The sequence below is a fragment of the Paenibacillus sp. PDC88 genome (assembly GCF_900106725.1).
Lineage (GTDB): Bacteria > Bacillota > Bacilli > Paenibacillales > Paenibacillaceae > Paenibacillus > Paenibacillus shunpengii.
Genome location: NZ_FNNT01000018.1, coordinates 23,565 through 50,082, shown reverse-complemented (window position 1 = coordinate 50,082; position 26,518 = coordinate 23,565). Strand labels below are relative to the sequence as shown.

At 53.6% G+C, this 26,518-nt stretch carries 23 protein-coding genes; 3 read left to right on the top strand and 20 right to left on the bottom strand.

Annotated elements, in window-relative coordinates; genetic code table 11:
• Nucleotides 1-130: 130 nt before the first annotated feature.
• Both BLW49_RS27260 and BLW49_RS27255 read left to right on the top strand, forming a co-directional pair.
• Nucleotides 131-784 (top strand): flavin reductase family protein, encoded by a 654-nt coding sequence (locus tag BLW49_RS27260; RefSeq protein WP_090728058.1) that lies wholly within the window; start codon nt 131-133, stop codon nt 782-784.
• Between the two features lie 92 nt (nt 785-876).
• A complete protein-coding gene (locus tag BLW49_RS27255; RefSeq protein ID WP_090728056.1) occupies nt 877-1,641 on the top strand; it encodes an IclR family transcriptional regulator in 765 nt (254 codons plus the stop codon).
• A 27-nt stretch (nt 1,642-1,668) separates the two neighbouring features.
• Here BLW49_RS27255 and BLW49_RS27250 read toward each other — a convergent pair whose 3' ends face one another.
• The 3 genes from BLW49_RS27250 to BLW49_RS29000 all read right to left on the bottom strand — a co-directional run bounded on the left by BLW49_RS27250 (nt 1,669) and on the right by BLW49_RS29000 (nt 3,125).
• Nucleotides 1,669-2,034: a response regulator gene (locus BLW49_RS27250; protein WP_090728054.1), complete on the bottom strand. Its 366-nt coding sequence runs from the start codon at nt 2,032-2,034 to the stop codon at nt 1,669-1,671.
• Between the two features lie 60 nt (nt 2,035-2,094).
• On the bottom strand, nt 2,095-2,880 hold the full coding sequence (locus tag BLW49_RS27245) for an HD-GYP domain-containing protein (protein WP_177178856.1): 786 nt from the start codon (nt 2,878-2,880) through the stop codon (nt 2,095-2,097).
• A gap of 92 nt (nt 2,881-2,972) precedes the next feature.
• A complete protein-coding gene (locus BLW49_RS29000) occupies nt 2,973-3,125 on the bottom strand; it encodes a hypothetical protein (RefSeq protein WP_177178855.1) in 153 nt (50 codons plus the stop codon).
• 244 nt (nt 3,126-3,369) lie between these two features.
• Here BLW49_RS29000 and BLW49_RS27240 point away from each other — a divergent pair, with 244 nt between their 5' ends.
• Nucleotides 3,370-4,035: a flagellar brake protein gene (locus BLW49_RS27240; protein WP_090728051.1), complete on the top strand. Its 666-nt coding sequence runs from the start codon at nt 3,370-3,372 to the stop codon at nt 4,033-4,035.
• Nucleotides 4,036-4,051: 16 nt separating this feature from the next.
• Here BLW49_RS27240 and BLW49_RS27235 read toward each other — a convergent pair whose 3' ends face one another.
• The 17 genes from BLW49_RS27235 to BLW49_RS27155 all read right to left on the bottom strand — a co-directional run bounded on the left by BLW49_RS27235 (nt 4,052) and on the right by BLW49_RS27155 (nt 26,364).
• On the bottom strand, nt 4,052-5,200 hold the full coding sequence (locus BLW49_RS27235) for a response regulator (RefSeq protein ID WP_090728049.1): 1,149 nt from the start codon (nt 5,198-5,200) through the stop codon (nt 4,052-4,054).
• A 316-nt stretch (nt 5,201-5,516) separates the two neighbouring features.
• A complete protein-coding gene (locus BLW49_RS27230) occupies nt 5,517-6,635 on the bottom strand; it encodes an ABC transporter ATP-binding protein (protein ID WP_090728047.1) in 1,119 nt (372 codons plus the stop codon).
• A 61-nt stretch (nt 6,636-6,696) separates the two neighbouring features.
• On the bottom strand, nt 6,697-12,183 hold the full coding sequence (locus BLW49_RS27225) for a glycerophosphodiester phosphodiesterase family protein (RefSeq protein WP_090728046.1): 5,487 nt from the start codon (nt 12,181-12,183) through the stop codon (nt 6,697-6,699).
• A 31-nt stretch (nt 12,184-12,214) separates the two neighbouring features.
• Nucleotides 12,215-12,994, bottom strand: a complete 780-nt coding sequence (locus BLW49_RS27220; RefSeq protein ID WP_090728068.1) for a carbohydrate ABC transporter permease — start codon at nt 12,992-12,994, stop codon at nt 12,215-12,217.
• A gap of 54 nt (nt 12,995-13,048) precedes the next feature.
• Complete coding sequence (locus BLW49_RS27215) at nt 13,049-13,903, bottom strand: carbohydrate ABC transporter permease (RefSeq protein WP_090728067.1); 855 nt, start codon at nt 13,901-13,903, stop codon at nt 13,049-13,051.
• Nucleotides 13,904-14,040: 137 nt separating this feature from the next.
• The gene (locus BLW49_RS27210; RefSeq protein ID WP_256209955.1) at nt 14,041-15,399 is read right to left on the bottom strand and encodes an ABC transporter substrate-binding protein; all 1,359 of its coding nucleotides are present in this window, start codon (nt 15,397-15,399) and stop codon (nt 14,041-14,043) included.
• A 39-nt stretch (nt 15,400-15,438) separates the two neighbouring features.
• On the bottom strand, nt 15,439-16,221 hold the full coding sequence (locus tag BLW49_RS27205; RefSeq protein WP_256209954.1) for an HAD-IIA family hydrolase: 783 nt from the start codon (nt 16,219-16,221) through the stop codon (nt 15,439-15,441).
• Between the two features lie 227 nt (nt 16,222-16,448).
• Complete coding sequence (locus BLW49_RS27200) at nt 16,449-17,012, bottom strand: glycerol-3-phosphate responsive antiterminator (RefSeq protein WP_090728044.1); 564 nt, start codon at nt 17,010-17,012, stop codon at nt 16,449-16,451.
• A 13-nt stretch (nt 17,013-17,025) separates the two neighbouring features.
• Complete coding sequence (locus tag BLW49_RS27195; protein WP_177178854.1) at nt 17,026-17,841, bottom strand: metallophosphoesterase family protein; 816 nt, start codon at nt 17,839-17,841, stop codon at nt 17,026-17,028.
• Between the two features lie 210 nt (nt 17,842-18,051).
• Complete coding sequence (gene atzF / locus BLW49_RS27190) at nt 18,052-19,782, bottom strand: allophanate hydrolase (protein WP_090728041.1); 1,731 nt, start codon at nt 19,780-19,782, stop codon at nt 18,052-18,054.
• Nucleotides 19,783-19,826: 44 nt separating this feature from the next.
• On the bottom strand, nt 19,827-21,461 hold the full coding sequence (locus tag BLW49_RS27185; RefSeq protein WP_090728039.1) for a PucR family transcriptional regulator: 1,635 nt from the start codon (nt 21,459-21,461) through the stop codon (nt 19,827-19,829).
• A 17-nt stretch (nt 21,462-21,478) separates the two neighbouring features.
• Nucleotides 21,479-21,910, bottom strand: coding sequence for a cupin domain-containing protein (locus BLW49_RS27180; protein ID WP_090728038.1), 432 nt, complete (start codon nt 21,908-21,910; stop codon nt 21,479-21,481).
• A gap of 18 nt (nt 21,911-21,928) precedes the next feature.
• On the bottom strand, nt 21,929-23,002 hold the full coding sequence (locus BLW49_RS27175) for a cyanuric acid amidohydrolase (protein ID WP_090728036.1): 1,074 nt from the start codon (nt 23,000-23,002) through the stop codon (nt 21,929-21,931).
• Nucleotides 22,999-23,751: an ABC transporter permease gene (locus tag BLW49_RS27170; RefSeq protein WP_090728034.1), complete on the bottom strand. Its 753-nt coding sequence runs from the start codon at nt 23,749-23,751 to the stop codon at nt 22,999-23,001. Before BLW49_RS27170 ends, BLW49_RS27175 begins: the two co-directional genes overlap by 4 nt.
• Nucleotides 23,748-24,575 carry an ABC transporter ATP-binding protein gene (locus BLW49_RS27165; RefSeq protein ID WP_090728033.1) on the bottom strand — a complete coding sequence of 276 codons (828 nt, stop codon included), beginning with the start codon at nt 24,573-24,575 and terminating at the stop codon, nt 23,748-23,750. Before BLW49_RS27165 ends, BLW49_RS27170 begins: the two co-directional genes overlap by 4 nt.
• A gap of 13 nt (nt 24,576-24,588) precedes the next feature.
• Complete coding sequence (locus BLW49_RS27160; RefSeq protein ID WP_256209953.1) at nt 24,589-25,650, bottom strand: ABC transporter substrate-binding protein; 1,062 nt, start codon at nt 25,648-25,650, stop codon at nt 24,589-24,591.
• 24 nt (nt 25,651-25,674) lie between these two features.
• Nucleotides 25,675-26,364, bottom strand: coding sequence for a biuret amidohydrolase (locus BLW49_RS27155; RefSeq protein WP_090728031.1), 690 nt, complete (start codon nt 26,362-26,364; stop codon nt 25,675-25,677).
• Between the last annotated feature and the right edge of the window lie 154 nt (nt 26,365-26,518).

Here is a 26,518-nt window from a genome sequence, read left to right as displayed (position 1 = left end):
TCTCTTTGGGTGATGTTGTATTGGACAAACACCATTCTACCAAAGATTTGGAGCCCTTTTCACGTTTTCAAAGAGTCGTACTTTCGAAATTCAGGTTTTTATATCATAACGGACGAAAGGGTGAAGCAGCATGTACTACGACCCGGAGAAAAACGACCATGGATTAAAATGGACCCCGTTCAAATCGTGCGTCGTCCCCCGGCCGATCGGGTGGATCTCGACGCTCGGCAAAGACGGAACTCCGAATTTGGCGCCATACAGCCAGTTTCAAAATCTCGGTTTTGACCCTCCATACGTCATGATTTCGGCGAATCAGGGTTTGGACGGCGTACCCAAAAACACGATCGTCAACATCGAAGAAACGCGGGAGTTTGTTTACAATATGGCCACGTACGACTTGCGCGAAGCGGTGAATATTACCTCGGCTCCCTATCCGCCGGAAGTGGACGAATTCGAGGTCGCCGGCCTGGAGAAAGCGCCTTCGGTTCGCGTAAAGCCGTATCGTGTCGCTCAATCCCCCGTACAATTGGAATGCGAATACACCCAGACGATTAAAATTCCGGGGAACGGCAAAGACGCCATTAACCTGATCATCGGCAAGGTCTTGTTAATCCATATCAAGGATGAATTCATCACGCCGGAAGGAAAAATTGACATTTTAAAGATTCGTCCTTTGGCGCGCATGGGATATTATGACTATACGAGTGTCGAATCCATTTTTGAAATGAAAGTGCCCAATCCGATTCTGGCCGGGGGCTTGGAAGGAAAAAGGTGGACCGTATAGGCATAAACGCGGAATGCCGGGTTCCCTGCAAGCACCCGGCTTGTTTGTTTTCGGTTTTGTGAACTCGGGTCTGACGGAAGGTGACGCGAACCGTGAGAAAGTCGCTGGAGGAAGCACAAGGCATCCAATCGGTCGAGATCGGATACCGCATTCTGAAGGAAATCGCATCGTCGGAGGAAGCGCCTTCGATTTCAGAGCTCGCTTTGCGGTGTGAAATGTCTCCGAGCAAGCTGCACTACTACTTGGTGAGCTTCTGCAAAATCGGTTTTTTAAACAAGTCGGACGACGGCAAATATTCCCTCGGCCTCAATCTCGCCATTCTCGGTTTGCAGGCGTCCGGCAAGCTGGATATGAATAAAATCATCGAACCCCGCTTGACCGAATTAAGTTCAAGTGTGGGGGAATTGACGGCTTTTGCCGTTTGGGCCGACGATTACGGACCCTATTGGACGATGCAAAAAAATACGGAGAAACCGATCCAGATTGTGGTCAGCGGGGCTCCTTTGAAAATGATCACGAGCTCCACCGGCAGGCTTTTTGCGGCTTTTTATGATCCCGTGAGAACGCGTCCGTTCATCGAAAAGGGACTGGCGGAAAGCGGACTCGACGAAAGCGAGTTTGCGAAACAATTGGATGAGATTCGCGAACGCGGGTATTCCGTTGCGAGTTACATCCCCGGCTACACCGGCATTTCCGTACCGGTTTTTCACCGAAACCACGCCATGGCCGGCGCGATTACGGTGATCGGGATAACAGGTCTTCTCGATGTCTCGCCGAATTCTCCGGTGATCCGGGAAGTGCTGCGAAAAGCAAAGCAAGTTTCCTATGAACTGCGTGCGCTGCTCCCGGAGCGGTAAGCAGCAGGGAAAATCGATTTTGAGGAATTAAGCGATGGATAACGCTTTTTTTACGGCTCCGCTCACACGTTCCTTTTGAAAAGGCTTCACGATAAAGTCAATGGCGCCTGCCCGAATGGCCTGAATGACCATTTGCTTTTGCCCCATTGCAGAGCACATGATGATTTTTGCATGCGGATCCATCGATTTGATGGCTTGAACAGCCTCGATGCCGTTCATTTCGGGCATCGTAATATCCATAAGAACCAGATCCGGCGAAAAAATTTCATACGCACGGACGGCTTCTTGTCCATTTTGCGCCTCAGCGACAACTTCATGCCCGTCTTCGACAAGCATTTGTTTGATGATCAGGCGCATAAACGCGGCATCATCGACTATCAGAACGCGCGCCATGTTCATTCCCCCTTTGTTTTCAGCAGCCGGTTTATACCCGCTCCCCAATTCATCATCCGTTTACAGTATTTTTTTAATCAGTAACGAACCATCCTTGCTCCGATCGATAAAACGGTTGCCGACCTGAATCAGAGGATGCGCAGGATCATGCGGCTTTACCATCAGAATCGTTCCTTCGTTCCCATCGGTAAGCAAAACGGAATGTCCAATTAAACTGTTCATGATTTTTTCAATAAATAATCGGGTAATTGCAGGATCCAGTGCCCCGAATGTATCCTTTTCCATTTGAAAAAGCACCTCGTAAAAGGGGGAAGGCGTTCGATACGCTCTCGTTGATGTCATGGCATGGAATACGTCCGCAACCGATACCACACGGCTGAAACTTGCGATCTCTTCCTGCTTCAAACCGTACGGATAACCGCTGCCATCCATCCTTTCATGATGCTGAAGCGCGGCCAGCGCCTGCCGGTGATGGATACCGGCGGTCTTTTTCAGAAGTTCATAGCCGAAAACAGTATGATTTTTCATCAGGGCATATTCTTCATCCGTTAATTTGCCCGGCTTGTTCAAGATGTGCTGCGGTATGAATATTTTCCCGACGTCATGCAGCATTGCCGCAGCCGCCAGCTGTGTCAATTCTTGGCGGTCCAGTCCCTGCCATTTCCCGATGAGGCTGGAGATGGCCCCTACGGCAATATTGTGACGGTATGTATAATCATCCTTACTCTGAAGAGCAGCAAACAAACCCAATAAATTCGTAACATCGGATACCTCATGAATGATCGGAACGATGTTGGTGCATAAATCCGCAAGCGGAATTTTTCCCGGTTTCACGGATTTCTTCAAAGATTCCCCTGACCTGGAAAACCGCCTCATCGATCATTTTGTCATGATGAAAAGACTTCGTTCCGGAATATGAACCCATCGGGGATATATCGTTACGGGTCAAAAGAATGTTTCGCCAAAATCTGCATATGATCATGCGTAATTCGGGTGAATCTGGGTATCAGCAAAGCCCCGCTGCCGCTGAAAACATCCCGGTTGATCCTTTTTCCAACGACATTTTTCAAGATCGGATCCGTATTGTCCAAAAAACCGTATACCTCCCCCCACTGGTTGTCCCACAAGACCACAGCTTGGTTTTTGCACGCAATTATAAACGCCGAAGCTCTACAGTTTCTCAAAAAAACGGTCTGTGTTTTCAAACGATTTAGGTATAAAGGGCTAGATGTTTAGAAATTGTAGAGTTTGTCGTGTTGTACTTAATTGCAGACCGTTAGTGCGGCGATATTGGTTAGCAGCCTATAGAGAAATAGCAGAGAGGGGTTTCTCATCATGGAATTTCCGGATGGGGTCGAGTTATGGGAGGGCCAACTGCTGGAGCTTCACACGTTGGAGAGAGAAATATTTCAAACGCTGATTCTCAAGATAGACAATCAGTTTCTTTACATTCAAAGACCGATCAATCAGCAGAAAATGTACATGCAGGTAACGAACGGCATGCCGGTAACGGTCTTTTTTCATAATAATAGTCTGGGATTATTCACTTTCGATGCAACGATCCGTCTGTATCAAAATCAAGTGGCCATCAGGATCCCTCCGGCAGGTTCCATTCAAAAAGCGCAGAGACGACGCTTTTTCCGTGTACCCGTTGAAACTGAATTGGAATTGGTTTTGGACCCGGCCGAAAAAGCGAATCAGCACGAAACTATCAAATTGACGACCCGAGACATTAGCGGAGGAGGCGTTTCCTTTCATTTTCCAAATCCGATGGAAAATGGAATTTTGGTTCGCGGAACACTCCACTTGAAAACGAACAACTTCGAGAAAGCCGTTTCTTTTCACGGAAAAATCGTGAATTGCATGAAACAAAGCGACCATCTCTACAGAATTTCTCTGGAATTTTTGAATATGAATGAATCGGTGCGTTCCGACATTATCAGATATTGCATGCTTAAACAAATTGAAATACGCAATAAGCTGAAAGACTATCCGGTCTAGAAAGCCCCGATTCGGATTAACTCTTCATTTCAAATTTATTTGTCCGGCACCAATTTTGATACCATTCGGTAATGTGCCGGCTCGGCTGCTCATTTAATTCCTCCCGCAACACGGCGGTAAGCAATCGATATTGCCGATGCACCAATAAATGAATTTCCATCGAGGCATATATGGCCATCAAAGCAAAATGGGCCTCCTCCGCTTGAGGATACCGCTCGCATATTTCAAGATATTTCTCGATGGCCTTTTCCGTACGATGGCACGACATATACCATTCAGCCATGCGAAACGATGTTCGAAGCCACAGCAGCATGAGCCGGTGACGTTCACTTTCGGCCCACCAATAATCGTATCCCTGCAAATAATCCCCCGTATACAAATCCATCGTTTTTTCGTAGTCATCGATCGTATCGGCCGATAACGGCAATTCGGCGCTGATAAAGTTTTCCCATTCCTCTACATCGATCAACACATTCTGGCTTTTCAAAATATACCCGTCCATAATATTGGATATTTGAAAATGCGAGCCGAAAGACTCCAAAGTTTTTCGAATGTGATAAACGGCCGTGTACAATTGCGGATAGGCCCTGTCCTGTTCCAATTCGGGCCAAAGCAAATCGAGCAGAACCGATTTGCGAATGAGCTGTCCCCGATGTTGCAGCAGATACAGGAACAATTCCTCGGCCCGTGTCGTACGCCAACGCATAACGGTTAGATGCTGCCCCTTGAATCCGATCGCCACTTGACGAAATAACTGAATATGCAGCATCTGTTGATCGGCCTGGAAATTGCTGCTTTCGGTTTCTTTTTTTCGTTTTTTTATTCTCTCGACGGTTTTCAATAAACGTTCTTTGCTGACCGGCTTCAAGATGTAATCCAGCGCGTGAAGTTCGAACGCTTCCACGGCATAGTTGTCGTAGGCTGTTACAAAGACAATATTTACTCCGGGTTTTTGCGCCAGTATCTTCTCGGCTAATTCGATCCCGTTGATTTCCGGCATATGAATATCCAAAAACACCACATCGACATCTTCAAGAAGTATTTTTTCCATAGCCTTTTTCGGGGCAGTGAACTTCCCTATAACATGAACACCCGCAAATTTAACCAACTGATTTTCCAGTAAAGTCAATGCCTGCCTTTCATCATCCACAAGAATCGCTTTCATCCGCTTACCCCTTAACCTAACGAGATGCATCCGCCTAGTATTAATCATCCAGTATAACCGGTCCGTCTATACAATTTCTAAACAAAAGAATGATTGAGATGACAATTCATACACGGTTTTTGATTTTTTCCACGAAAAAACCCCTCCTGCGTCTACAGTAAGGGGCTTCATTCTCACTGTCTGCACAAGAGGGATCATATCAAGAATTCGGCAAAATACCCAGGGGGGTTTTCGATGTCTACTATAAGGGGCTCATTCCAATTGATCTCGGGCCTTTCTGCATTTCCGACTCGTTACCGCAAACCCGCACAAGGGTTCACGGCAAGATAGACGCCGTCGTTTCTTGATCGAAAAAATGCGCTTTATTCATATCGAGCGAGAGTTTCACGTTGTTTCCTTCCTGAAATCCGGCATGATTGCCGATCCGCGCGGTCACATTTTGCTGGCCGATTCCCTTCAGATAGAGAGTCATTTCGTTGCCCAGATTCTCCGCAACTTCGATCAGCGCGTCCGCCGCCGCCCGCGCCGAGCCGACAGGCTCCAATCCCGACGGATGTATATGCTCCGGACGGATGCCAAGGATCGCTTCTTTGCCGGCATACCCTTTCCGGCGCAGCGTTTCGGCGCGGTCTTGCGGAATTTCCGCGTTCAATCCGGGTGCGCGAAAGGTCAAGCGGCCCTCCGATTCCTCAAGCCCGCCCCGGATAAAGTTCATTGCCGGCGAGCCGATAAACCCGGCGACGAACATATTGACCGGCCGGTTATAAATTTCTTCCGGCGTCGCCGCTTGCTGAATCATGCCCTGATCCATCACCACGATCCGGTCGCCCATCGTCATCGCCTCCGTCTGATCGTGGGTCACATAAATCACGGTGACCCCCAGATTCCGGGCCAGTTTGCCGATCTCCGCGCGCATCTGCACCCGGAGCTTGGCGTCCAGATTGGACAGCGGCTCGTCCATCAAGAACACCTGCGGCTCGCGGACCATCGCCCGGCCCAAAGCGACGCGCTGGCGCTGGCCGCCGGAGAGAGCCTTCGGCTTGCGGTCCAGGACATGCCCGATATCCAGAATATTGGCCGCTGCGCGCACGCGGGCGTCGATCTCGGCTTTTTTGAATTTGCGCATTTTTAATCCGAAGGCCATATTGTCATAAACATTCATATGCGGGTACAGGGCATAGGACTGAAACACCATCGCGATATCCCGGTCCTTCGGGGCGACATCGTTCATCAAACGGCCGCCGATATACAATTCGCCTGCCGTGATGCTTTCCAGCCCAGCAACCATGCGAAGCGTCGTCGATTTGCCGCAGCCAGAAGCGCCGACCAGTACGAGAAACTCTCGGTCACGGATCTCCAAATGAAAGTCTTTCACGGTCGCTTCCGCATTTCCCGGATATTTTTTGACAATATGGTTGAATACGACCTCCGCCATGAATCGATTCCTCCTAACTCAAGCGCAGTTTGGCCAAGCGTTCGATGAAGGGTGATGTTGTCTAGTTGATAAATTCGGCTTTGCTCAAGAATCGCTTGATCATAACTGCGGATTGGGCCCGGGTGGCATGGCTGTCCGGATCCAGCCGATCTTGCGACATCCCGTTCATCAGACCGGCATGTACGGCGGCGGCGATATCCGCTCCGGCCCAACCGATTTTGTCCGCGTCCGCAAAGCGCCCAAGGATATCGTCCTGCATCGAAGCCGAAACCGCCGCATCGATCCCTGCATAGGCCAACGCCCTGACCGTCATGACCGCCTGCTCCGCGCGCCGGATCTCCTGATTCGGACGGAACGAGCCGTCCTCGTAGCCGCTGATCAGGCCGGCGGCCGCCGCAGCAGCCACATCATGCGCGTACCAGGCTGCAGGGTCAACATCGCTGAAGGGGTTCCTGTCAGCCACAGGGCTTAATCCCAATGCGCGGACAAGCATCGACGCGAATTCAGCGCGCGTTACATTGCGCTCGCCGTCGAACCGGCTTTCATCGACTCCGTTCAGCACAAGCTTGTTGGCCAGAAGCTCGACATCTTCCCGGGCCCAATGACCGGCCAAATCGGCAAAGCTTTTGTTATTCTCAACGACCGTATAGATGCTGTTGCCGTTGCGTTTCAATACGGCTGTGGTCTTGCCGCCCTTCGTTTCAAAGACCGTCGGAACGAACCTGACCTCGTTTGTTTCCGGGACATACAGCACTCCGGTTGCCTTCTTCACATCCACCTCTTTGTCTAGCGTCAATTCGCGCGCAACATAGGTGGCGCCGAATGAGACGGGAACCGACCGGCCCTCCCGACCAACCGCCTCGATTTCGAAATGAACCGGTTCGGCAATTTGCCTTCCGCCTGCCGCATTCACCGCATGCTCGATTGCGGAAGCAGTGCCGGCACTTACTTTTTGCATCGTCACTCTCAAGGACAAGCCGCTTACGCTCGTATTCAGCTCCCGCGCCAAAGCGTCAAGCCTCAAGGCCGACAACGGTAATATATACCCGGCATCGTCGTTTTGGATGATCAACATATGTCCATTGTCGGCGTCTGCGCCGGAAAGACCCTCCGCCGGCAGCTCCAGCTGTTGGCCGGTCCATTTCACAACGACTCTGGAATCGGATGCGAATACCTCCTTCAGCGTGTCGGCGGCCAATTTGCCGTCGATCGCTTCAATCTGCCGTTCAGGGCGATCGGAACTCTCTTCCCCGTCTTCACCCGTGCCCGGATGGCCGCCGTTTTCACCCGAGTTGCCGCTGTTTCCGCCTGGATTGCCGCTATTTCCGCCTGAATTGCCGCTGTTTCCGCCTTTATTTCCCCCGGAATTGTCATCTCTAACCGTAATGGTCACCGGCTGGGTGTAGATGTCGTATTGATGGCTTTCATCGATAGCGGCCGTATATCGCAGCAACACATGCGCCGTGCCCTTTTTCTTGGCGGTCACTTTGTTTCCGCTCACGACAAGCGCATCCTGCCCGTCGATGACCACAATTTCGGGAACTACGACCGTTTCCTCGCCCTTGTAGCTTTCAACAATGGCCGATATGGACATACTGGAATTTTGCTTCATGGCATACTGGTCTTTTTCCGGCTGAATGGACGCCGCCCAGTCCGAAGCGTAGTCGGCATAGTCGGTGGTGATTCCCCAAGGGCCCATCAGGAAAAATGAAATGAAGTCGTTTTTGTTGTTGATCGTCCATGGGGAGACCAGAAGTCCCCGATGGTGCGCCGCCTCCAGGAAATTTCTGCCGAGTCCGTAATAACCGACATTAAAGGTGGCATTGATCCCCTGGACCTGCTTGAGGGCATCCCGCAACGATTTGTTGGGATTCGTTTCATCGGAACTGACGCGGCTGACCAACAGGCCCGTCGGCATTTCCGGCATCCGTTGCCGCATCCGCACGAGTTGTTCGGTATTGAAGGACATGATATTGATTATATCTTCCGCGTCGTTTTCCCGGATGACCCGGACTACAGCTTCGACCGCCTCGGGCTTCGCGGATTTGATTTCCGACTCGATCATTTTGCCTCTCGATTTGGCCAACTCGATCTGCTCGATCCATGTCGGAATTTTCACATCCGGAAAACCTGTCGGGTAAGGTTTATTGGCGTTGAGAGCCTTTAATTGCTCAAGCGTGTAATCCTCGACCTGTCCGGTGCCGTTCGTCGTGCGGTCCAACGTATTGTCATGCACGATGACCAAATGCCCGTCTTTACTGAGCAACATATCGTTTTCAATAAAATCGGCGCCGGCATCCAGGCCCAGGATGTTGCTCTCGATCGTATTTTCGGGGGCCTTCGTAGGAAGACCTCTGTGCGCAATCATGTACGGCTTTCGGATCAGGGTTATTTGGTTCGAATACACCTTGAAGGCATCGAACGCCGCACTCGGCGCATCGGTCACAATCCCGTTCACCCCGGCTGTAATCAGCCTGTGCATGGCGATGTTCTGCTCCGCCGGACCGGCCGTTTCCCGCGCCCACACCATAATGGAACGCTGCTGCAAATAATCGACCGTTTCTTTGGAGGAGGCGGCCTTCTGCGGCAGGATGGCGATGCGAGCCTGGCTGGCGGACGTATTTCTCCGTATATCAAGCAGATCTTCTCCGGCAATGGCCCCCACCGCGCTATAATCCACAATACCGCGGATGATCGGATACGCGGCATGGGCCCGCTTCACCAGCTCGCCGTTGTCGGAAACGAGGAACGCATCTTCAAGTGCCTGCAATTTCAGATATTGGATCAGCCGGTCCACCGTTTGCTCGTCCTTGACATAGAAGGCCGGAATCATCCGGGTTCCAAGCTCGCCCAACACGGACTCCAGGCTGCCGATCTTTGCCGTGCCGGATGGATCGGTCACCTGCAAATCGGCGGTTACGTACAGCATCACCGTCGCCGGCAATGTGGCTTCGTTCATCGCCGCCAGATCGTCGGGCGATTTGATTTCGGATACGACGGAAGGCGCAAGCGCGATTTTCGTTTCCGGCGCGGCCACGCGGACATATCGTTCCGCCGACATCGGCGGCAGCGGGCTTTCCTGCAGGGTAACTTTCATGTTGTCCACCTTCATTTTGCTGCCGTTCGCCTGCAGCCCGATTCGGCCTTTTTGATAAGCCGTGGCCGCATCCGTATCGATGATCAACTGCTCGCCGATCCATTCCTGAACCCGGTTGCCCTTGGTTTTGATCGTATAGTGATACATGCGATCCGGTTGAATATTTTCAGTATACGACGCTTTCTCCATGACGTTCCACGCATTGCCGGGGGTCATCTCCGCAAACTCGACTCCGTTGGAGGATGCGCTTTGCCTTACAGCCATTTGATAATAAGGATAATTGCCGTTTTGTACGCGATACATGATGGAGTGCCACCGGCTTGATTCGTTCACGGCCAGGTGAGTGACGTCCGCTTCAATTTTATAATCGCCGAAGGCTCCCAAATAATCGGGGAGCAAGATGCGCGACGGATTGTCGGGGCTCTTGGTCGCATCCAGTTCAAAAGCTCCCGATTTCACGGCGGCGGCGCTTGGCGTCGAGCCTTGGATTCTTTCCCAACCCGGAGGCAAAGCGCCGTCTGCAAGCTGGTCAAAGTTTTCTTCATAAAGAACATATTCCGCATCTTCGGGATTCTTGACGGCGACCGTCAAATGGAAGATGCCGGCGTCCTTTTGCGCAGTAACGGTAAAGATGCCTTTTTTCGTTGCTTTTTTCAACTTTCCGCCTTCAATGACCACATCGCTTGCGGTCGACGACCAGGTTAATTCGTCTCCCGGAATCGTGCCCGTCGAGAAGTCATTATATTTGCCTGTAAACATCAGGTCGTTCAGGTTAATCTCCTGACCCGCAACCGCCAGGATGTACCCGTCGTCATGCTCTAATGAAACGACTTGGGAGCCCGTTGTCGACGGCGTTACCGTAACGGTCTGTTCCGTCTCCGCATTATCGAATACGGCCTTGATCTTGGCTGTGCCCGGCTTGACCGGATAAATCTGATTGTCGACGATTCGAATAATGCTTTCATCGGATGAATAGTATTTGAAGCGGCTGCTCGGAACCGATTCCGTGATGCCGTCCGAGAAATAAACGCTGTGCGTCACACTGACCGGCCCGGTCAAAGCTTCCACCGTCGCCGGCATCGTCGTATCGATGCGGTCGACCGTGATTCGCGTCACTTTCAAATTGTCGAAGGAAATCTTGCTTTGATCGGCCTGCAAGCCGACTTTGCCTCTCTCCAGCAGCACGTTGGAAGTCATCCATTTGTCCGTCACAAGGGTAAAGTCGGGATCGCTTGCCTCCTTCATATATTCCTTGACATTGTTGTCGAATACCCTGACCTTCATCGTGTAGTCGCGGTTCAGCGCCAGCGGCTTCCAGGTTCCGCTGATCGGTGTGGGCGAGTACCAGCCGTTATCCAGTTTTCGGTAGGCCAGCTCATAGGTGCCGTTGAGCCGGATCGCCATTTGGTTATAGGGACTTTTCCCATTGGAAGCGCCCCGGAACATGAGAGCGGCCCATCGTGAGGGGTCGAGCACGGATTCGAACCGGACATCCGCCTCAATCACATAGTTGTCCCACTGAACGGGTGCTGTAATTCTGCCCTGTTTGCCGGCGCCCTTCCCATCAAACACCATTCGTCCGTTGCCGTATGTATCCTGCACCACGGAAAACGGGGGGCTGCCCGCACTCCCATCGGTAATCCAGCCGAAAGGAATCGTGCCCGACGGATAGCTGTCGAAGTCTTCATCCAATAACACGGGATTTACGCTGCCCGACACCGGATCGCGGTCGACAAGGGAAATCACCCCATAGCCGGTCGTATCATTCCAAAATGAACTTGAGTTGTATGCGCTCCAATAACGCGTTCGCTGCTGGGCGGTATCGGGACCATACCGGTCGGTAACCCCGACTTCCAGTCCAAGCTCTTTGGTCGTCACCGGATCGAAATGGAGCATATCCCATGGAATCGCCACCTCCAGCGACCAGCCGCTGCCGGTCGTTTGGATGGCTCGCAAAATCTTTTTCTCGTCTTTGCCGCTGTGACCGTTCAGCGCGGCGCCAAAGTGAAATTCAGGCGTCGTCGTTCCGGGCTGATACACGAAGCCGATCTGCATATCGTCGCTGGCGAACGGAGCCGACTGGTGTTTCGTCGGATCAAGGAAAAAGTTGATGTTATCCTGTTCAAACCAGTATCCGGAAGCGCCGGAGATCAGATTGTCATCATCCGCTCTCACGCCGATATACAAATACCGGTTGTCCCACAATAATCCGAATTTCGCATCCTTAAAGGTCCCCTCGCCTACCCGGACGTCCAAAGTCTGTTCGATTTTCCAGAAAGACTCATGCACATTGCCGTCAATCACAGGAGGCGTCAACGTTTTGCTTACAGCCAGCGATTTTCTGCCGGCCTCCTCGGCATGAGCCTGCGGTTGAAATAAATGGAACGGGAGCAATCCGCACAGCAGAGTAACAATCAAAAAGCCGTATACATATTTGGCCAATCGTTTCATCTGTTTTTACACCTCTCGTTTCGCATGAATCTTATTTAATGCCGGATTGAATAAAGCTGTTGATAAATTGCCGCTGGAACAATAAAAACAACACAATCAGCGGTGCAATCACCAGCAAGGTGGCCGCGCTGACCTCCGTCCATTGCGCGCCCGTATCGGAGGCTTGGGCGAAAATCGACAAGCCCACGGTAAGCGGCCGGTTTTCCACGGAATCCGTAACGATCAGCGGCCACAGGAAATTGTTCCAATGGTAGCTGACCGACACGAGCCCGAAGGCAATGTATGCCGGACGCGCCAGCGGAACATAGATGCGCCACAAAATTTGCCACTTCGAGCAGCCTTCCATGATCGCCGCCTCTTCCAGCTCTTTCGGAATGGTCATGAACGTCTGGCGAAGCAGGAAAATTCCGAAAGCAGAGGCAAAATATGGAATCATGATGCCGAGCTTTGTATCGAGCAGAGACATTTCCGTAAGCACTTGGTAATTCGGAAAAATAAGCACGTCGGCGGGTATCATAATTTGCACGAGAAACAGCATGAACAGCACGTTGCTGCCTTTGAATTTCAAACGGGCAAAAGCATAAGCCGCCAACGTCGCCGTGACCATCTGCACCGCGAAAATACATACCACAATGATGACGGTGTTCAAGTAATATTGAGCAAAAGGAGCGGCCGACCAGACTTTCGCGAAGTTTTCCAGTGTAAAATTCAGGGAAAAGAACGCCGATAACGCCTCTTGCTTCGGACGGAAAGCGGTCACCGTCATCCACACGAGCGGCACCAGCCAAATGACGGCGGCCGCAAACATCATCAGGCGACTGACAGTCAGCGATTTAAACACCTTGAATCCGCCTTTCCGGTGGCATTAACGATAATGAATTTTTTTATCCAGGCCGAAAAACTGCATGGCTGCAAGCGCCAGCAAAACCACAATCATGATGACCGTCAGCGCGGAGGCCATGCCTTGATCCCAGAACCCGAAGGCTGTTTCGTAAATGTGGTACAGCAGCAGATTGCTGGCGTTGTTCGGTCCGCCCTTCGTCATAATAAACAGGTGATCGACCAGCTTAAACGAATTCGTCAGCGCCACAATGCTGACAAACAAGGTCGTCGGCATCAGCAGCGGAAACGTAATTTTGCGGAACACCGTAAATTTCCCCACCCCGTCGAGTTGCGCCGATTCGTACAAATCCGGCGAAATGTTCTGCAATCCGGCCAAATAAAAGATCATGAAATAACCCGCTTCTTTCCAGATGATCATCACGATCATCGCCCACATGACGAGGCCGGGGTCGCCCAGCCAATTGTGGTCCGTTTCACTGATCCATAACGCCAGCCGGCTGAGCAATCCGTATTTGGGGGTATAGATGAACAGCCAAATATTGGCGACGGCAATCATCGGGATCAACGTCGGATAGAAGAAAGCCGTGCGCATCAAGATGCTGCCGCGCAAGGCCCGATTGGCGGCAATCGCCATAACCAGCGCCAGCGCAATCGAAGCGGGAACGGTGCCGAGCGCAAACCAAAGATTATTGAATATGACCTTCCAGAACAATTCGTCGGAAAACAAACGGCGGAAATTATCCAGGCCAATAAAAACGGGAATCGGGGTGGCGAGGTTCGCCTCATACAAGCTGAGCCGGATCGTTTTGGCGATCGGATAAAACGTGAACAAGAACAGAAAAATCAGCGACGGAATCAGAAGCAGCCAGGCAAACATGCCGGTTTTAAATGAATGAATCCAGTTTCTTCGGTTCAATAGCAAGCTCCCTCCATCGAAGCAGCCGAAAATCGAAACGGGAGGCCGGCCTGGGCTGGCCCGGCCGGCCCAAGCCGACGGATTCCCCAGCCTTCGGGTTACTTGTTAAACGCAGCCAGTACGTTATCCGCTTCTTCCTGCGCTTTCTTCATCGCTTCCGCGGGAGTCATTTCGCCGGTTAACGCAGCTTGCACATAGTCGTTCACAATTTTCATGATCTTGCCGTTGTTGTGGGTAGACAGCTCGGCATCCGCATATTCCAGTTGATCGCGGGCGACCAGCGCAGCCGGGAAGTCGGCGGTATATTTTTTCATGCGCTCGGTTTCATACGCCGATTTGCGGACGGCCACGTAGCCCGTGTCGATGCTCCATTGGGCGGCGCGTTCCGGTTCGGTCATAAATGTAACGAATTCCCAAGCGGCCTCCTGTTTTTTCGGATCAATGTCTTTGAAGATATAGAGGTTGCCGCCGCCCGTCGGGCTTCCGTAGCTTTTGTTCATCGGCAGGAAGCTGACGCCGAAATCAAATTTGGCATTCTTTTTGACGTTGGTTAAATTCCCGGTGGTGTGATACATCATCGCCGTTTTCCCTTCCAGGAAATCGGACGGCACGGTCCCCCACTCCGTTACGCCCTCCGGCATCACCTTGTCCTTTTTCGCCAGATCGACCCAATATTGCAAGCCTTCGATGACTTCCGGCGTATTGAGCATCACTTTTTTGCCATCCTCGGTCATCAGGTTAACCCCGTTTTGCAGCGCGAAGGTTTGAAGCATCCAGTAGCCGAATCCTGTGACCGGAATTTCCAGTCCCCACGTGCCGTCTTTCGACAATTGGGCCGCATATGTTCTCATATCCTCCCACGATTGCGGCCCCTTCGCCGGATCCAGCCCGGCCGCTTTAAAGAGGTCCTTATTATAGTAAAGAACGATCGTGCTGCGTTGGAAAGGAATGCTGTAGGTTTTGCCGCCGGTTTGGGAGTTGGCCATGAATGCCGGATAAAAGTCGGAAATAAATTTTTCGCCGCCCTCTTTCGCAATGAAGTCGTCCAGCGGCAAGACCGCATTCATATCCAACAGACTGAACAGCTCCGTCGCCTGGAGCACCGCGACATCCGGAGGCGTTTTGGATTTTACGCCCGCTTGCGTTTTCACGGCCGTATCCGCGTAGCTTCCGGTATAAACCGGCTTCACCGTGATATTCGGATGCTGCTTCGTGAATTCCTGAGTCATCGCCTCAATGGTCTTGGTAAGCGGACCGCCCACCGCAATCGGGTAATAGAAGGTCAATTCGATTTTCTCTTCATTGCCGTTGTTCGGCGACGCCGCGGATGGCGTTTCGTTATTGGACGGGGCCGCACCGTTCAACGGGGTCGCGGTATTCGCTGAGGAACAACCTGCCAACACCACGAAAAAACATAGAACGATCAGACTGAACATTTTCATCTTGCGGTTGAACATGGTTCTCTCTCCTTCAATGGGTTGATTTATTTAAAACATTTATGGCTGCAGCAGCTCTTCCATCGTGGACCAGACGTAGTCCGGCCGAATCGGCGAGCACTCCATATCGCTTCTCGACGTGACTCCGGTCAATACCAGGGCGGTGCGCATGCCATTTTGCAGACCGAATAAAATGTCGGTTTCCAGCCGGTCGCCGACCATCAGACAGCGGTCATAGGAAAGCTTGCTCCACTCCAGCACTTTGGCCGCATAATAAGCGGACGGCTTGCCAATGACCGTGGGCGCTTCACTGCAGCCGGCCGTTTCAATCGCTTTGACCATGGACCAGGTGTCCGGCAGGCGATCATCCGGAGCCGGGCAAAACGGATCCGGATTGGCCGCGATCAGGACGGCGCCGCTCGCCACGGCTTTCATCGCCTGGTGGAGCTTGTCGTAATTAAAGCCGCGATCCATGCCGACCAACACATGGGTCGCGGAAAGCGGGTCCGGGGTATGCGCCACCCCCTGCTCGTCCAATTCCGCAAACAGCGCCGGATCGCCCACCACAAACACGCGGGGCAAGCCGCTCTCGCGCAGATAGACCGCCGCAGCGTAAGCAGCCGTCACGACTTCCTCCTCGTGAGCTTCCAAACCGAGTTCCTGCAAACGAAGCCGGCATTCCTTGCGCGTCCTGACCGTCGTATTGCTCAGGAAATAAATCTTCTTCCCCCTCTCCCGCAAATATGCGAGGGCTTCCTTCACCCCCGGCAGCAACCGATCTCCCAGGAAGATCGTGCCGTCCAAATCGAAAAAGTAACCGTCGAACTCTCGGACGTCCGGCAACGCAAGCAGCCTCCTTCTTGATGCCAGAGCAAAAAAAACCTTTATCCAACAACAAAGAACCGGCATGCCGTACCATGGCTTCCCATTGTTGAATAAGGGTTTTCTCCTCATCTCGTACCCTTGCATATTCAGTTGCAATCTCTTTCCTCTTCTAAAGTAACGGCCCCGTGTTATCGGAGGATTAACGCGGTTTTAATATTTTGTAAAGATCCGGCGGGCCACGACCGTTACAGCCACAGTTGTTTGCGGCCCATGGACACGGCGCTGGCCCCCGCACTTAGCGCCGTTTCAATCTCGCTGCGCTCCCGAATCAGCCCGCCGGCAATGATCGGCACGGGGCATTGTTCTCTCAGTTCGGTAATCACGCGCGCAATCAGACCCGGCATAATTTCGACGGCGTCGGGCTCGCTGTGGCCGATATTCTGAATGCCGTGCTCCAGCGCCGACGTATCGATCAGAAAAAGCCGCTGGATGGCGAGCAACCCGTACTTTTTGGCATGCTTGACAAAATGGGTTTTGGTGGAAATGATCCCTGTCGGGCGCACGCGTTCGGCAATATATCTCATGGCGATGGGATCGCTGCCGAGTCCCGAGATGAAATCCACATGCAGGAACACTTTTTTTCCCGCGCGCAGCGCCTCGTCGACATAATCCCTTGCGGTAAACAAATCCCCGATCAGCAGAAACACGACCGGCCAACGGCTGCGGCAAGCCGCCTGTAAATCGTCCGCCCGGCGCACCGCAGGAATAATCCGGCTGTCGCCTGTTTTATCAAACAGTGCTTGCTTCATGATCAGCCCCCCTCTAGCCCAATAAATTTTCCAAAGGTTTGCGGGACAGCTCCCGCTGCATGCCGGGCAGCGTTAAAGTTTGCACGTTCATGCTTCCCCGGTGAACCGTCACCACATTATAGGAACGATTTTCGAAGAAGCGGACGGTTCGGTCGTCCGCCATTTCGAGCCCGAAGGCCGTACCGGATCCCGCCGCACTGATCATCCCGTGAAATGAAGCGACCCGGTTGGCATGGATATGCCCGGCAAGAATGCCGATGACGTCCCGTCCGTTGATTACGCCTGCCACTTCATCCCTATTGGTCAAATGAAAGTCGTCCATGACCGAGCCGAGGGGAGGCAGCATCGGATGGTGCAATACGACCACCGAGCCGACCGGCGCAGGCGTCTTCAGCACATCGTCCAGCCAGGCAAGCTGATTCTCGTCCACGGTTCCTATGGGCGAATTTTCGACTTGGGAGTTCAGTACAATCAAGCGCAGACCGTCAATTATTACGCTGAAGTAATAGGGCTCGTCCGATGGCGCCTCTCCCAGAAAGCCTTCACGAAACGGCGCTCGGTGATCATGGTTGCCCAGGCTAACGAAAAACGGGACGCCGAATGCGCCGCACTCGGCTTCCAGCAGCTCGCGTAAAAATCGGTAATCCTCCGCATCGCCCTCATGCGCCAAATCTCCGCTGATGACGAACAAGGCCGGACGCACACCGGACGCCTGAACATGGGCAAGCACGGTGCGCAAATTGTCCGCCATATTGCGCTGATACAGGCCCTCGCGATGCGGGGCGTTGATATGCGTATCCGTCAGATGAATAAAATGAATCGGTTCCATTCCCGCATCCCTTTCGTTTGTTCTTTGTATCCGGCTTGAAGACTTCATTATAAAGACGCAATGTCATCTTGCGATTATCGGCGGATTAAGTTTTTGTTAACCGATCCGTTAAATTTGTTCCCTCCGTCAAGCATCCTGCCGGTCAACACAAAAACTCCCCGGCCTGTTCAGGCCGGAGAGTTCGTTGCGCCATGGATTATTCAGATCTTTTTACCGCCAACGGCCGGATCGCCAGCCTCCCAGGCTCGTAATGTCTTCCGCGCCCGCTGAGGCATACCCTTCGCAGATAAAACCCGGCACTTGCGTTCCGTCCAGCAGCTCGATTTTGCCCATCCCGAGCGGAGCAGGGATCGCGGCGGCAAAGGCGCCGAAGGTCTCCAGCGGCATCTCCCATATCTCCACCCGAAGGGATGCGCCGTTTTCCTCCGACCGGATCAACCCCGGCTTAGCCGGTGTGGTCGGCAGCCTGTACATGCGGTACTTCGCCGCGGTCGCATCCTCGCGGATGAATTGCGCGCCGTGCTCGCGCATTTGCCGCTCCAGGGGAAACCCGCGCATATGCAATCCGCACACGGCCACCAGCGTCGTCGGCTTTCTTTTCAGGAACAGCCGCGCCGCGCCCTCGAGCCGCCCCTCTTTCTCCGCAGGAGCAAAAAACGTAATTCCGAAGGGAAGATTTTCGCCCGCTTCCGCGGAAGGTACGGAAACGGCGCACAAGTCGAGCAGGTTGCAATGGTTCGTATAAAGTCCCATCGCGCTGTTGGTTGCGATCGGGTCGTCTCTCACCTGATCGCGCGTCCACGTTCCGCCGCAGGTCGGCATCACCAGCACTCCCCCGCCGAGCAGCCGCTTCGCGCTTAGCTTCAGCTCCTGAAGCCGGTGCATGGCCTTAAAGACGGATGCCGCATCGTATTTCCCGTTTCCGCCCGACCGCAAGACAGCTTCCGTTACCGGAAAGGCTTCTCCCGGGTGTTCTTCGATAAAAGAACCCAAATCCGCCCAACGCTCGGCAACCCACGGACCATCGTAAAGAATTGCCGCCGCCTGCGAAAACAGACCGATATCCGTATATTCGACGGGAATATTTAACCTCTCCAGCTTCTCAATGCTCGCTTTCCAGGCTGCCCGATATTCGTCCGCATAGGGACCGTAGAAATTCAGCGGATCTTTGGGCAAATACAGCTTGCTTGGGAGCTCCGGTTCCGTTCGCGCGATGCTCCGGGACCACGGATCCGAAGCATCTGCGCCGCGCGCCACCACATCGACGGCAAGTGCGCCCTCCAGGTCATGCGCGAACACCGTGACGCAATCCAGGCTTGCGCATGCCGGAACGACGCCCCGGGTCGGCCACGCGCCGACACTCGGCTTCCATCCGACAAGACCGTTAAGGGCGGCGGGGACGCGCCCGGATCCGGCGGTATCCGTCCCCAGCGCGAAAGCCGCATGGCCTCTGGCCACCGCCACCGCGGAACCGGAGCTGGAACCGCCGCTGATCAATTCCCTGCGCAGGGAATTGTGCGTTTCGCCGTAAGGGCTTCTCGTTCCGACCAGACCTGTGGCGAATTGGTCCAGATTCGTTTTTCCCAGCGGAATGGCCCCCGCAGCAATCAGCCGTTCCACCACCGCCGCATGCTTCCCGGGCGTATAGGCAAACGCCGCGCACCCGGCCGTTGTCGGCAGCCCCGCCACGTCAATATTGTCTTTAACGGCAAACGGAATCCCCCATAACGGCAAGCTCCCCGGAGCAAATTCGCCCAGTCTCGCGAGGTATGGGGAAACGCGCTCCATCGACGGCGGGGTAATCCAAATATTCATATCCGCATCGGCTTCCGCGCGGCGCACGATTTCACGGACGACCTCCCGGGGAGCAAGCTCCCGCCTGGCATACATTTCCTTAAGCCACGATACGGTAAAACGCGGCGGTATCGCATTTGAAAGCATGTCCGATCCCCTTCTTTCTTGTTCCTGGCACCCTGACGACGACGTCACGCCCTGTTCCCCGGACCATCCTCGGCGGGCCTCATCTCCTGCAATTTCACCGCTAAATGAAGCTGCAGCAAATCGTCTCCATTGTCCGCATCGAGGCCGAGAATATCGAGCGCACGTTCGACTCGATAGTTCACTGTGTTATAATGCGTAAACATTTCCGCCGATGTCTTCTTTGCGTTCCGATTATGTTTAAAATACACTTTTAACGTATCCACCAGCATCGTGCCGTTCTTCTGGTCATAATCGATCAGCGGGACCATGTACCGGTCGCGGAACTGAGCCACTTCTTCCGAATCCGGCAGCAAGTACAGCAATTGAAACACGCCAAGCCGGACATAGTCGATGCAGGGGTCTCTCAGATCGCAAATGGCGCTGATATGTTGAATTTTTTTGGCCTGGTTGTAGCTGACGCAAACCTGGTCGGCTTGCTGAACACGGTTCCCCAGGCAGATGGAAATCATCCCCTCGGCCGAAAACCGCGTCTTCAGTTCGGCAATCATCGCGTCTACGGCGCCGTACACCTGCTCTTGAGGCGAAAGGGAAACCAGAAACGCGAGTCCTCCTTCCAGGAACGTAACGTGAATGTTCCTTTCGGCAAGCCGGGAGCGGATACGCCGGACAGACTGCTGCAGCTGTTTCGCCGCCGGCTTCCCGCTGATCCAACGCACTACCCCCGCATAGAACATATGCCCCTCTTCCAAAGGGCAGCCGCAAGCTTCCGCTCTGATTTTCAAGTCCTCGATCGTCACGATGCGTCCCGACAACCAATCCTGAAGGAACTGGTCGATGTATTTCGACTCCACTTCCTTGCGGGCGTTGGCATTCATCATTTCAAGGCCAATCAAGATGCCTACCCTGTCAATCGTGAGCTGGTCCACAACGGAGTGCTCTTGATTCCATTCGAGCAGAATCAGCAGGCAATGGCCGTATTTGTCGTTCGTCGCGGAAACGTACACGCGAATACGGCGCTCGCCGATGGTCAAAAAGCTGACCCCGAGGTCGATATCATCCCGCATCCGCGACCAGTCCGTCGGGGATCCCGATTGTTCGACCGCTTGCGCGGCCTGCGGAGAAAGGAACGCGTGATCCTCATCATCCAGCAGGATCACCGGGTTGTTCAGCATCTCGTCGAGCGTCTGCAAAATTTCCCCGACGCCTCCCCCATGAAGCAACTGCTGCGACAACTTTTGAAACCGGCTTTGCAAGAGAGACAATTCCCTTGCCTCTTGGACCAGCACCCGTTCCATAATGTCCCGGACCACATCGGAGAATACGGTCGAGGCCGGAAGCTCGAAGACCGGAAAATCCAATTTTTCCGCGGCCTCGAGCGCCCGCTCCGGGATCCGGTCGATGAATCGCTTCGTCTTGATGCCGAGCGCGGCGACGCCTCTTGCCGCCAGCTCCGGAATCAGGTCGGAGATCGCATCCGGATTGTCGCGGAACGGAAACCCGCTCGTAATCAGAAACTCTCCCGGCCTGACCCAATCGATCACATCGGGCACTTCCATGACATTCACCCGGTTAATCGGCCGATGCAGCCCGTTCGCTCCCGCCAGCACAACCGCTTCCTTGAAATCGGGAATCAACAGAATATCTCCGCAGGTGAAGCCGATTTTATTGCTGTTCGCCATCGCGCGCCCCGCCCATCTCACTTATTCGCGGAATAAACGTCTTCGACGAGTACCGTATTAAAAAATGAGTTCGCGGGGACATCCTGCTCCACAGGCACAAAAATGCTGATTTGTTCGCTCGGAGTGTCGCCGTCGTTGGCCACGGAATGGATGACTCCGGTCGGAACGTGGAAGGTGTCTCCCGCCTTGTACGATTTCCATTCGCCGTTGCAAAGCAGCCTCACTTTGCCTGCCGTGATAAAAATGATTTCCGCGACATCGTGATAATGCGGAACCACCTGACCGCCGACGCCGATCTTCTCCCACAGAATCGAGCTCATGCGCATCCCCATGGCATCCGCCTGTTTCGCCGTTACGATTTCGCGGTGATACAGTTCGATATGGTTCGGCATCAATTCCCATATCATCGAATCGCCTTCGATAACTTCTGTTTGTTTGGCTTGTATCATCTGTGTATCCTCCCGGTTCTATGATTGTGTTCTGCGAAAGATTGCCGCTACCGGGCCGCCCCCGGCGGGACCCTGATGCTCCGCTCCCCCGGATACGTAAATCATCGGGTCGCCGCATACGTAAGCAAGCACGCCTCCGACCGCTGCGCGGGCATGGCGGGTGTGATTAATATCCGAATCGTTTAACATCGTATGTCTGCGCTCCCGCACAAATCCGCTCGGATCGGCCTCCGCCTTGGCCAGCACCTGCACGATCTCGGCGCCGGGGTGGGCCTCCAGCATTCGCCGCAGGGCCTCCCCGTCAATGGCGTCCTTCATCACGCCGTGATCGATGAAGAAAGGGCCTTCCGCCTGCGCCGAATTGCCGAACACAATCACCTCGCAGCAGGCCAGCTCGCTGCCCGCCGAGATCGACGCGACTTCGCTGTACTTCTCCCAGGCGCGGCAGATATCCGACTCTCTAAGCTCCGCCGCGTCGATCTCCCCAAGGGCGGCGGCCACGCCGAGCGCCGACGCGCCGCGCGAGTAGCCCATCGACTTGTACGTATCCTCGGTCACGACCTGCCGCCCCCGCTCTGCCGCGTCATGGATAGCGTCCGTCGTTAATAAAGGGCATTTGATTTGCACAAAATGCACGTCCGCCGCGCTTTCGATCCCGGCCTCCGCGACAGCGCTCCGGACCGCTTCGGCCACCGCCTCGACCTGCACCATCCGGCCGATTTCCTCCGGAAGGAAGTCCCGCGTATGCTTTACGCCGATCGCAAGCGACTTCCGGCCGCCGGACGGCTTCGCTCCGGCCGCATCCAGGCTCCGGCTGATGACGGTCAGGTGCGGACTCAAGATCCCCTCCGTGCCGCCGGACATGACATATGAAATGGAAGAGGCGGCAGCGCCGAGCAAACCGGTAAAATAGGCATCCAAGGCGCTGACGGCATACCCGCGGGTGAAATCGTTCACGCATCCGTTCCCTTCGGTCTTCCCCATGACGGCGACGACTTCATGCGGGACGACGACGCCCTGCTCCACCAACGATTGAAGCCCGGACAAATCGCTCGGAGATTTGGTCGGCACTTTGATTATCGCGCATCTCATACTTCATCAATCCTTTGCCAGAAAATGATTTTTTTCTCCAGCCACGCGATCGACCAGAACAGAAGCAGGCCGCAGGCCGCGGAAGCGATGATCGCGGAGAACATGATCGGCGTGTCCATATGGTAGGAAGACACCAGCACGACGTAACCCAATCCCTTGTTGGCGCCGACAAATTCGCCGACGATGGCGCCCACGACCGCAAGCGAGCTGGAGATTTTCAAAGCGGACATGACGTACGGAAGGCTGGTGGGCAGCCGCAGCTTCCAGAACATATCCCATGTGCTCCCTTTATAGGTCGAAAACAGCTCCCAGGCCTCGTACTCGATCGCCTTCAGTCCCTTCACGCTGTTGACGAGAATCGGAAAAAAGCAGATGAGCATCGATGCGACGACCTTGGACGAATAGCCGGTTCCCAGCCATACCACCAGCAATGGAGCAAGCGCCACAAGCGGCGTCGTCTTCAGCGCAATGGCCAAAGGGAATGCCCCTTTTTCAATCGGCTTCGAATGAACGAAAATGACTGCCGCAATCAGGCCCAGAATGTTCGCGAGAATAAAGCCGACGAGCGATTCCAGCAGCGTGACCAGCGTGTGAGACCAAAGGGTCCCGTCGATGGCCGCTATGACGGCCGTCGGCGCGGGAAGCAGGTATAGCGGAACATCAAACACGCGCACAACCAGCTCCCACAGCACGATGAAGGCGGCGGCGAATCCAAGAGGGTACAGTCCGTTTTTGATTTTTTCATTCATTGGTGCTTAACCCTCTTTCTTAATTCTTTGACCGTCAGATGATAGGACGGGTGCTCTTCCATCCCGACTTCTCTCGGTCTCGGAAGGGGAACGGGAATCAGATCTTCCACTTTCGCGGGCCTCGGGGACATCATGACCACCCGGTCCGACATGATGACGGACTCCTGAATGGAATGGGTGACCATCACGATGGAACTCAAGCTGCTGTTCGGATTTTCCCACAGGTGAAGCAGCTCGAAGTTCAGCTTTTCCCGCGTTAATTCATCGAGCGCCCCGAACGGCTCATCCATTAACAGGATCGCCGGATCGGCGGCGAGGGCCCGAGCAATGGCGACCCTCTGCTGCATGCCCCCGCTCAATTGATGTGGATAATGATTGCGAAAGTCCTGCAAGCCTACCAGCCGCAGCGCATCCTCGGCTTTTTCCCTGCGCGCCGGTTTCGGAAGATTCCGATTGTCCCCCATGCCTAGCGTCAATTCGATGTTTTGGATCGCCGACAACCAGGGCATGAGAACCGGTTTTTGAAAGACAATGCCGATCGAGGGCTTATCGGACACATAGGTCACTTCTCCCCCTTCGTCCGGCTTCAGAAGCTCCAGCATCAGCCGAAGCAGCGTCGACTTGCCGCAGCCGCTCGGGCCCAGAATCGAGACAAATTCGTTCTTGTAAATGTCCAATGAAACATTATTCAACACTTGAACCGTACCGAAGGAAAGAGAACAGTTACGGAGTGAAATCATGACCTCGCGTTGTTCAGGCACCGATGAAGGATGATCTGGCAGCTCCGCTGCATGTTTCTGCAAATCGCCGGCTTGCAACAACATTCGCCCTCAACTCCTATTCAATAAATTGGTTGGTAAACACGTTCTCCAGCGGTTGTTCGGTCTTCAGGAAATTCAGCTCCATCAAGCTCTTCTGCAGCGTCTCCCATTCTTTCGCATCCATCTTGCCGAGCGGAAGCTTGTCGGGTTGAAGCATCGGAATGCTGGCTTTCATCATATTCACTTCATGGTCAAGCTTTAAATCTTTGGAGTATTCCAGCCCGTATGCCGCCGCTTCCTCAGGGTGTTCGATCGCATAGGCCCATCCCTTCATCGACGCTTGCACGAAGCTTTTCACCAGCTCCGGATCCTTCTCGATCAAATCCTGCTTGGCAAACAACGTATCGGCGTAAAAGTTAATGCCGTAATCGCTTGGTTTGATGATGTTTACTTCTTTGCCGAGCTCTTGAACGGCAAGCACTTCGTTGATGACGTAACCCGGCCATGCTTTGACTTGCCCGCTCAAAAGGGGACTGAGATCGTATTTGATCGGCATTTCTTCAATTTTTGAACCGTCCACCCCGGCGCTTTTCACCATGGCGCGGTAGGTCAGCTCTTCGTTGCCGCCAAGCTTGATTCCGACCGTTTGGCCCACCAGATCCTCGATCTTGGTTATTCCCGAATCTTTCAGGCTGAAAAGCACAAACGGCGTTTCCCGGTAAATCGTCGAGATGGCGGTGACCGGCACTCCCTTTTCGCGGGCCAGCAGGATTTGGTCCGCCCCGGTCACGCCGAATTCCTCGCTGCCGGATGCGACCATTTGTACGGATGGAAAGTCCGCGCCGCCCGGACGAATTTCCACATCCAGTCCGGCATCCTTGTAATAGCCTTGCTTCACGGCTGCATAAAAACCGGCGAACTGCGCTTGGTGCACCCATTTCAAACGCAGGACGACCTTCTTTAATTCCTTGGATTCTTCCGAACTGGCTCCGGCCGTACCGGCAGAAGCCGCAGGTTGACCGGCTCCCGCTCCTGTATTGCTGCCCGACCCGCATGCCGTCAAAAACATCAGCATCGCAGCGAGGATGAAAAATACGGATTTGTTCATTTTGCTCTTTTTACTTATTTTTCTCCACATGGTTCCCACTCCGTTTCTCTATTTTTAGAATTGTTCCAATGCCTTTAGAAGGTTGGCCGAACTGCTGACACTGCCGAATACGCCGCCTTGCATCGTAACCATTTTCAAAGCGGCGGCATGGTTGCCCTCATCGGTGGCTCCCGTGCAATCCTCCAGGATCAGGCACTCATACCCGCGGTCGTTGGCCTCGCGCATCGTCGTGTGGACGCACACGTCGGTGGTAATGCCGGTTAAGATCAAATGCGTAATGCCTTTGTTTCTCAGGATTAAATCCAAATCGGTCGCATAGAAGCTTCCCTTTCCGGGCTTATCGATAATCGGCTCGCCTGCGATCGGCGCAAGCTCGTCGATAATTTGCCAGCCGGGCTCTCCCCTTACCAGAATTCGTCCGGCGGGACCTGCAGAACCGATTTCCGCTCCGATCTGTTTGCTGCGCCACTGCTTATTCTTCGGCAGATCGGAGAGATCGGGCCTGTGCCCTTCCCGGGTATGGATCACGGTGAACCCCTCAATTTGGCGAACCCGCTCCAACAGCTTCTTGATCGGCTGGATCGCCCTCGCCGTCAGCGAGATATCATATCCCATCCGCTCGACATAGCCGCCTTTCCCGCAAAAATCAATCTGCATATCGATAATAAGCAAGGCCGTTTTCTTCGGGTCGATCTGTCCATCGTATGGCCAATGATATGGCGTACCTTCGACTCGCGCCTCCATCCTTCCGGTCCCCTTTCGCATTTTTTGTTAATTAATCTTACATAAAAATAAAATCACCTTCTATGTGTTATATTATATTACAATAATATCGGGTTTTCATTGTAAATATTATAATTAAAATCATCTTTTTGTTGTTATATTTCATAATTTGATG

Bases quoted from the DNA above. Each gene is read 5' to 3' on its own strand.
- BLW49_RS27230 (WP_090728047.1), bottom strand. From the start codon at position 6,635: ATGGCGGAGGTCGTATTCAACCATATTGTCAAAAAATATCCGGGAAAT.
- atzF (WP_090728041.1), bottom strand. From the start codon at position 19,782: ATGCTTTCAAATGCGATACCGCCGCGTTTTACCGTATCGTGGCTTAAG.
- BLW49_RS27165 (WP_090728033.1), bottom strand. From the start codon at position 24,575: ATGTTGTTGCAAGCCGGCGATTTGCAGAAACATGCAGCGGAGCTGCCA.
- BLW49_RS27200 (WP_090728044.1), bottom strand. From the start codon at position 17,012: ATGAAGCAAGCACTGTTTGATAAAACAGGCGACAGCCGGATTATTCCT.
- BLW49_RS27180 (WP_090728038.1), bottom strand. From the start codon at position 21,910: ATGATACAAGCCAAACAAACAGAAGTTATCGAAGGCGATTCGATGATA.
- BLW49_RS27155 (WP_090728031.1), bottom strand. From the start codon at position 26,364: ATGGAGGCGCGAGTCGAAGGTACGCCATATCATTGGCCATACGATGGA.
- BLW49_RS27250 (WP_090728054.1), bottom strand. From the start codon at position 2,034: ATGGCGCGCGTTCTGATAGTCGATGATGCCGCGTTTATGCGCCTGATC.
- BLW49_RS27185 (WP_090728039.1), bottom strand. From the start codon at position 21,461: ATGGCGAACAGCAATAAAATCGGCTTCACCTGCGGAGATATTCTGTTG.
- BLW49_RS27215 (WP_090728067.1), bottom strand. From the start codon at position 13,903: ATGTTTGCCTGGCTGCTTCTGATTCCGTCGCTGATTTTTCTGTTCTTG.
- BLW49_RS27260 (WP_090728058.1), top strand. From the start codon at position 131: ATGTACTACGACCCGGAGAAAAACGACCATGGATTAAAATGGACCCCG.
- BLW49_RS27210 (WP_256209955.1), bottom strand. From the start codon at position 15,399: ATGTTCAACCGCAAGATGAAAATGTTCAGTCTGATCGTTCTATGTTTT.
- BLW49_RS27235 (WP_090728049.1), bottom strand. From the start codon at position 5,200: ATGAAAGCGATTCTTGTGGATGATGAAAGGCAGGCATTGACTTTACTG.
- BLW49_RS27225 (WP_090728046.1), bottom strand. From the start codon at position 12,183: ATGAAACGATTGGCCAAATATGTATACGGCTTTTTGATTGTTACTCTG.
- BLW49_RS27195 (WP_177178854.1), bottom strand. From the start codon at position 17,841: ATGGAACCGATTCATTTTATTCATCTGACGGATACGCATATCAACGCC.
- BLW49_RS27170 (WP_090728034.1), bottom strand. From the start codon at position 23,751: ATGAATGAAAAAATCAAAAACGGACTGTACCCTCTTGGATTCGCCGCC.
- BLW49_RS27160 (WP_256209953.1), bottom strand. From the start codon at position 25,650: ATGTGGAGAAAAATAAGTAAAAAGAGCAAAATGAACAAATCCGTATTT.
- BLW49_RS27220 (WP_090728068.1), bottom strand. From the start codon at position 12,994: ATGATGTTTGCGGCCGCCGTCATTTGGCTGGTGCCGCTCGTGTGGATG.
- BLW49_RS27240 (WP_090728051.1), top strand. From the start codon at position 3,370: ATGGAATTTCCGGATGGGGTCGAGTTATGGGAGGGCCAACTGCTGGAG.
- BLW49_RS27175 (WP_090728036.1), bottom strand. From the start codon at position 23,002: ATGAGATGCGCGATAATCAAAGTGCCGACCAAATCTCCGAGCGATTTG.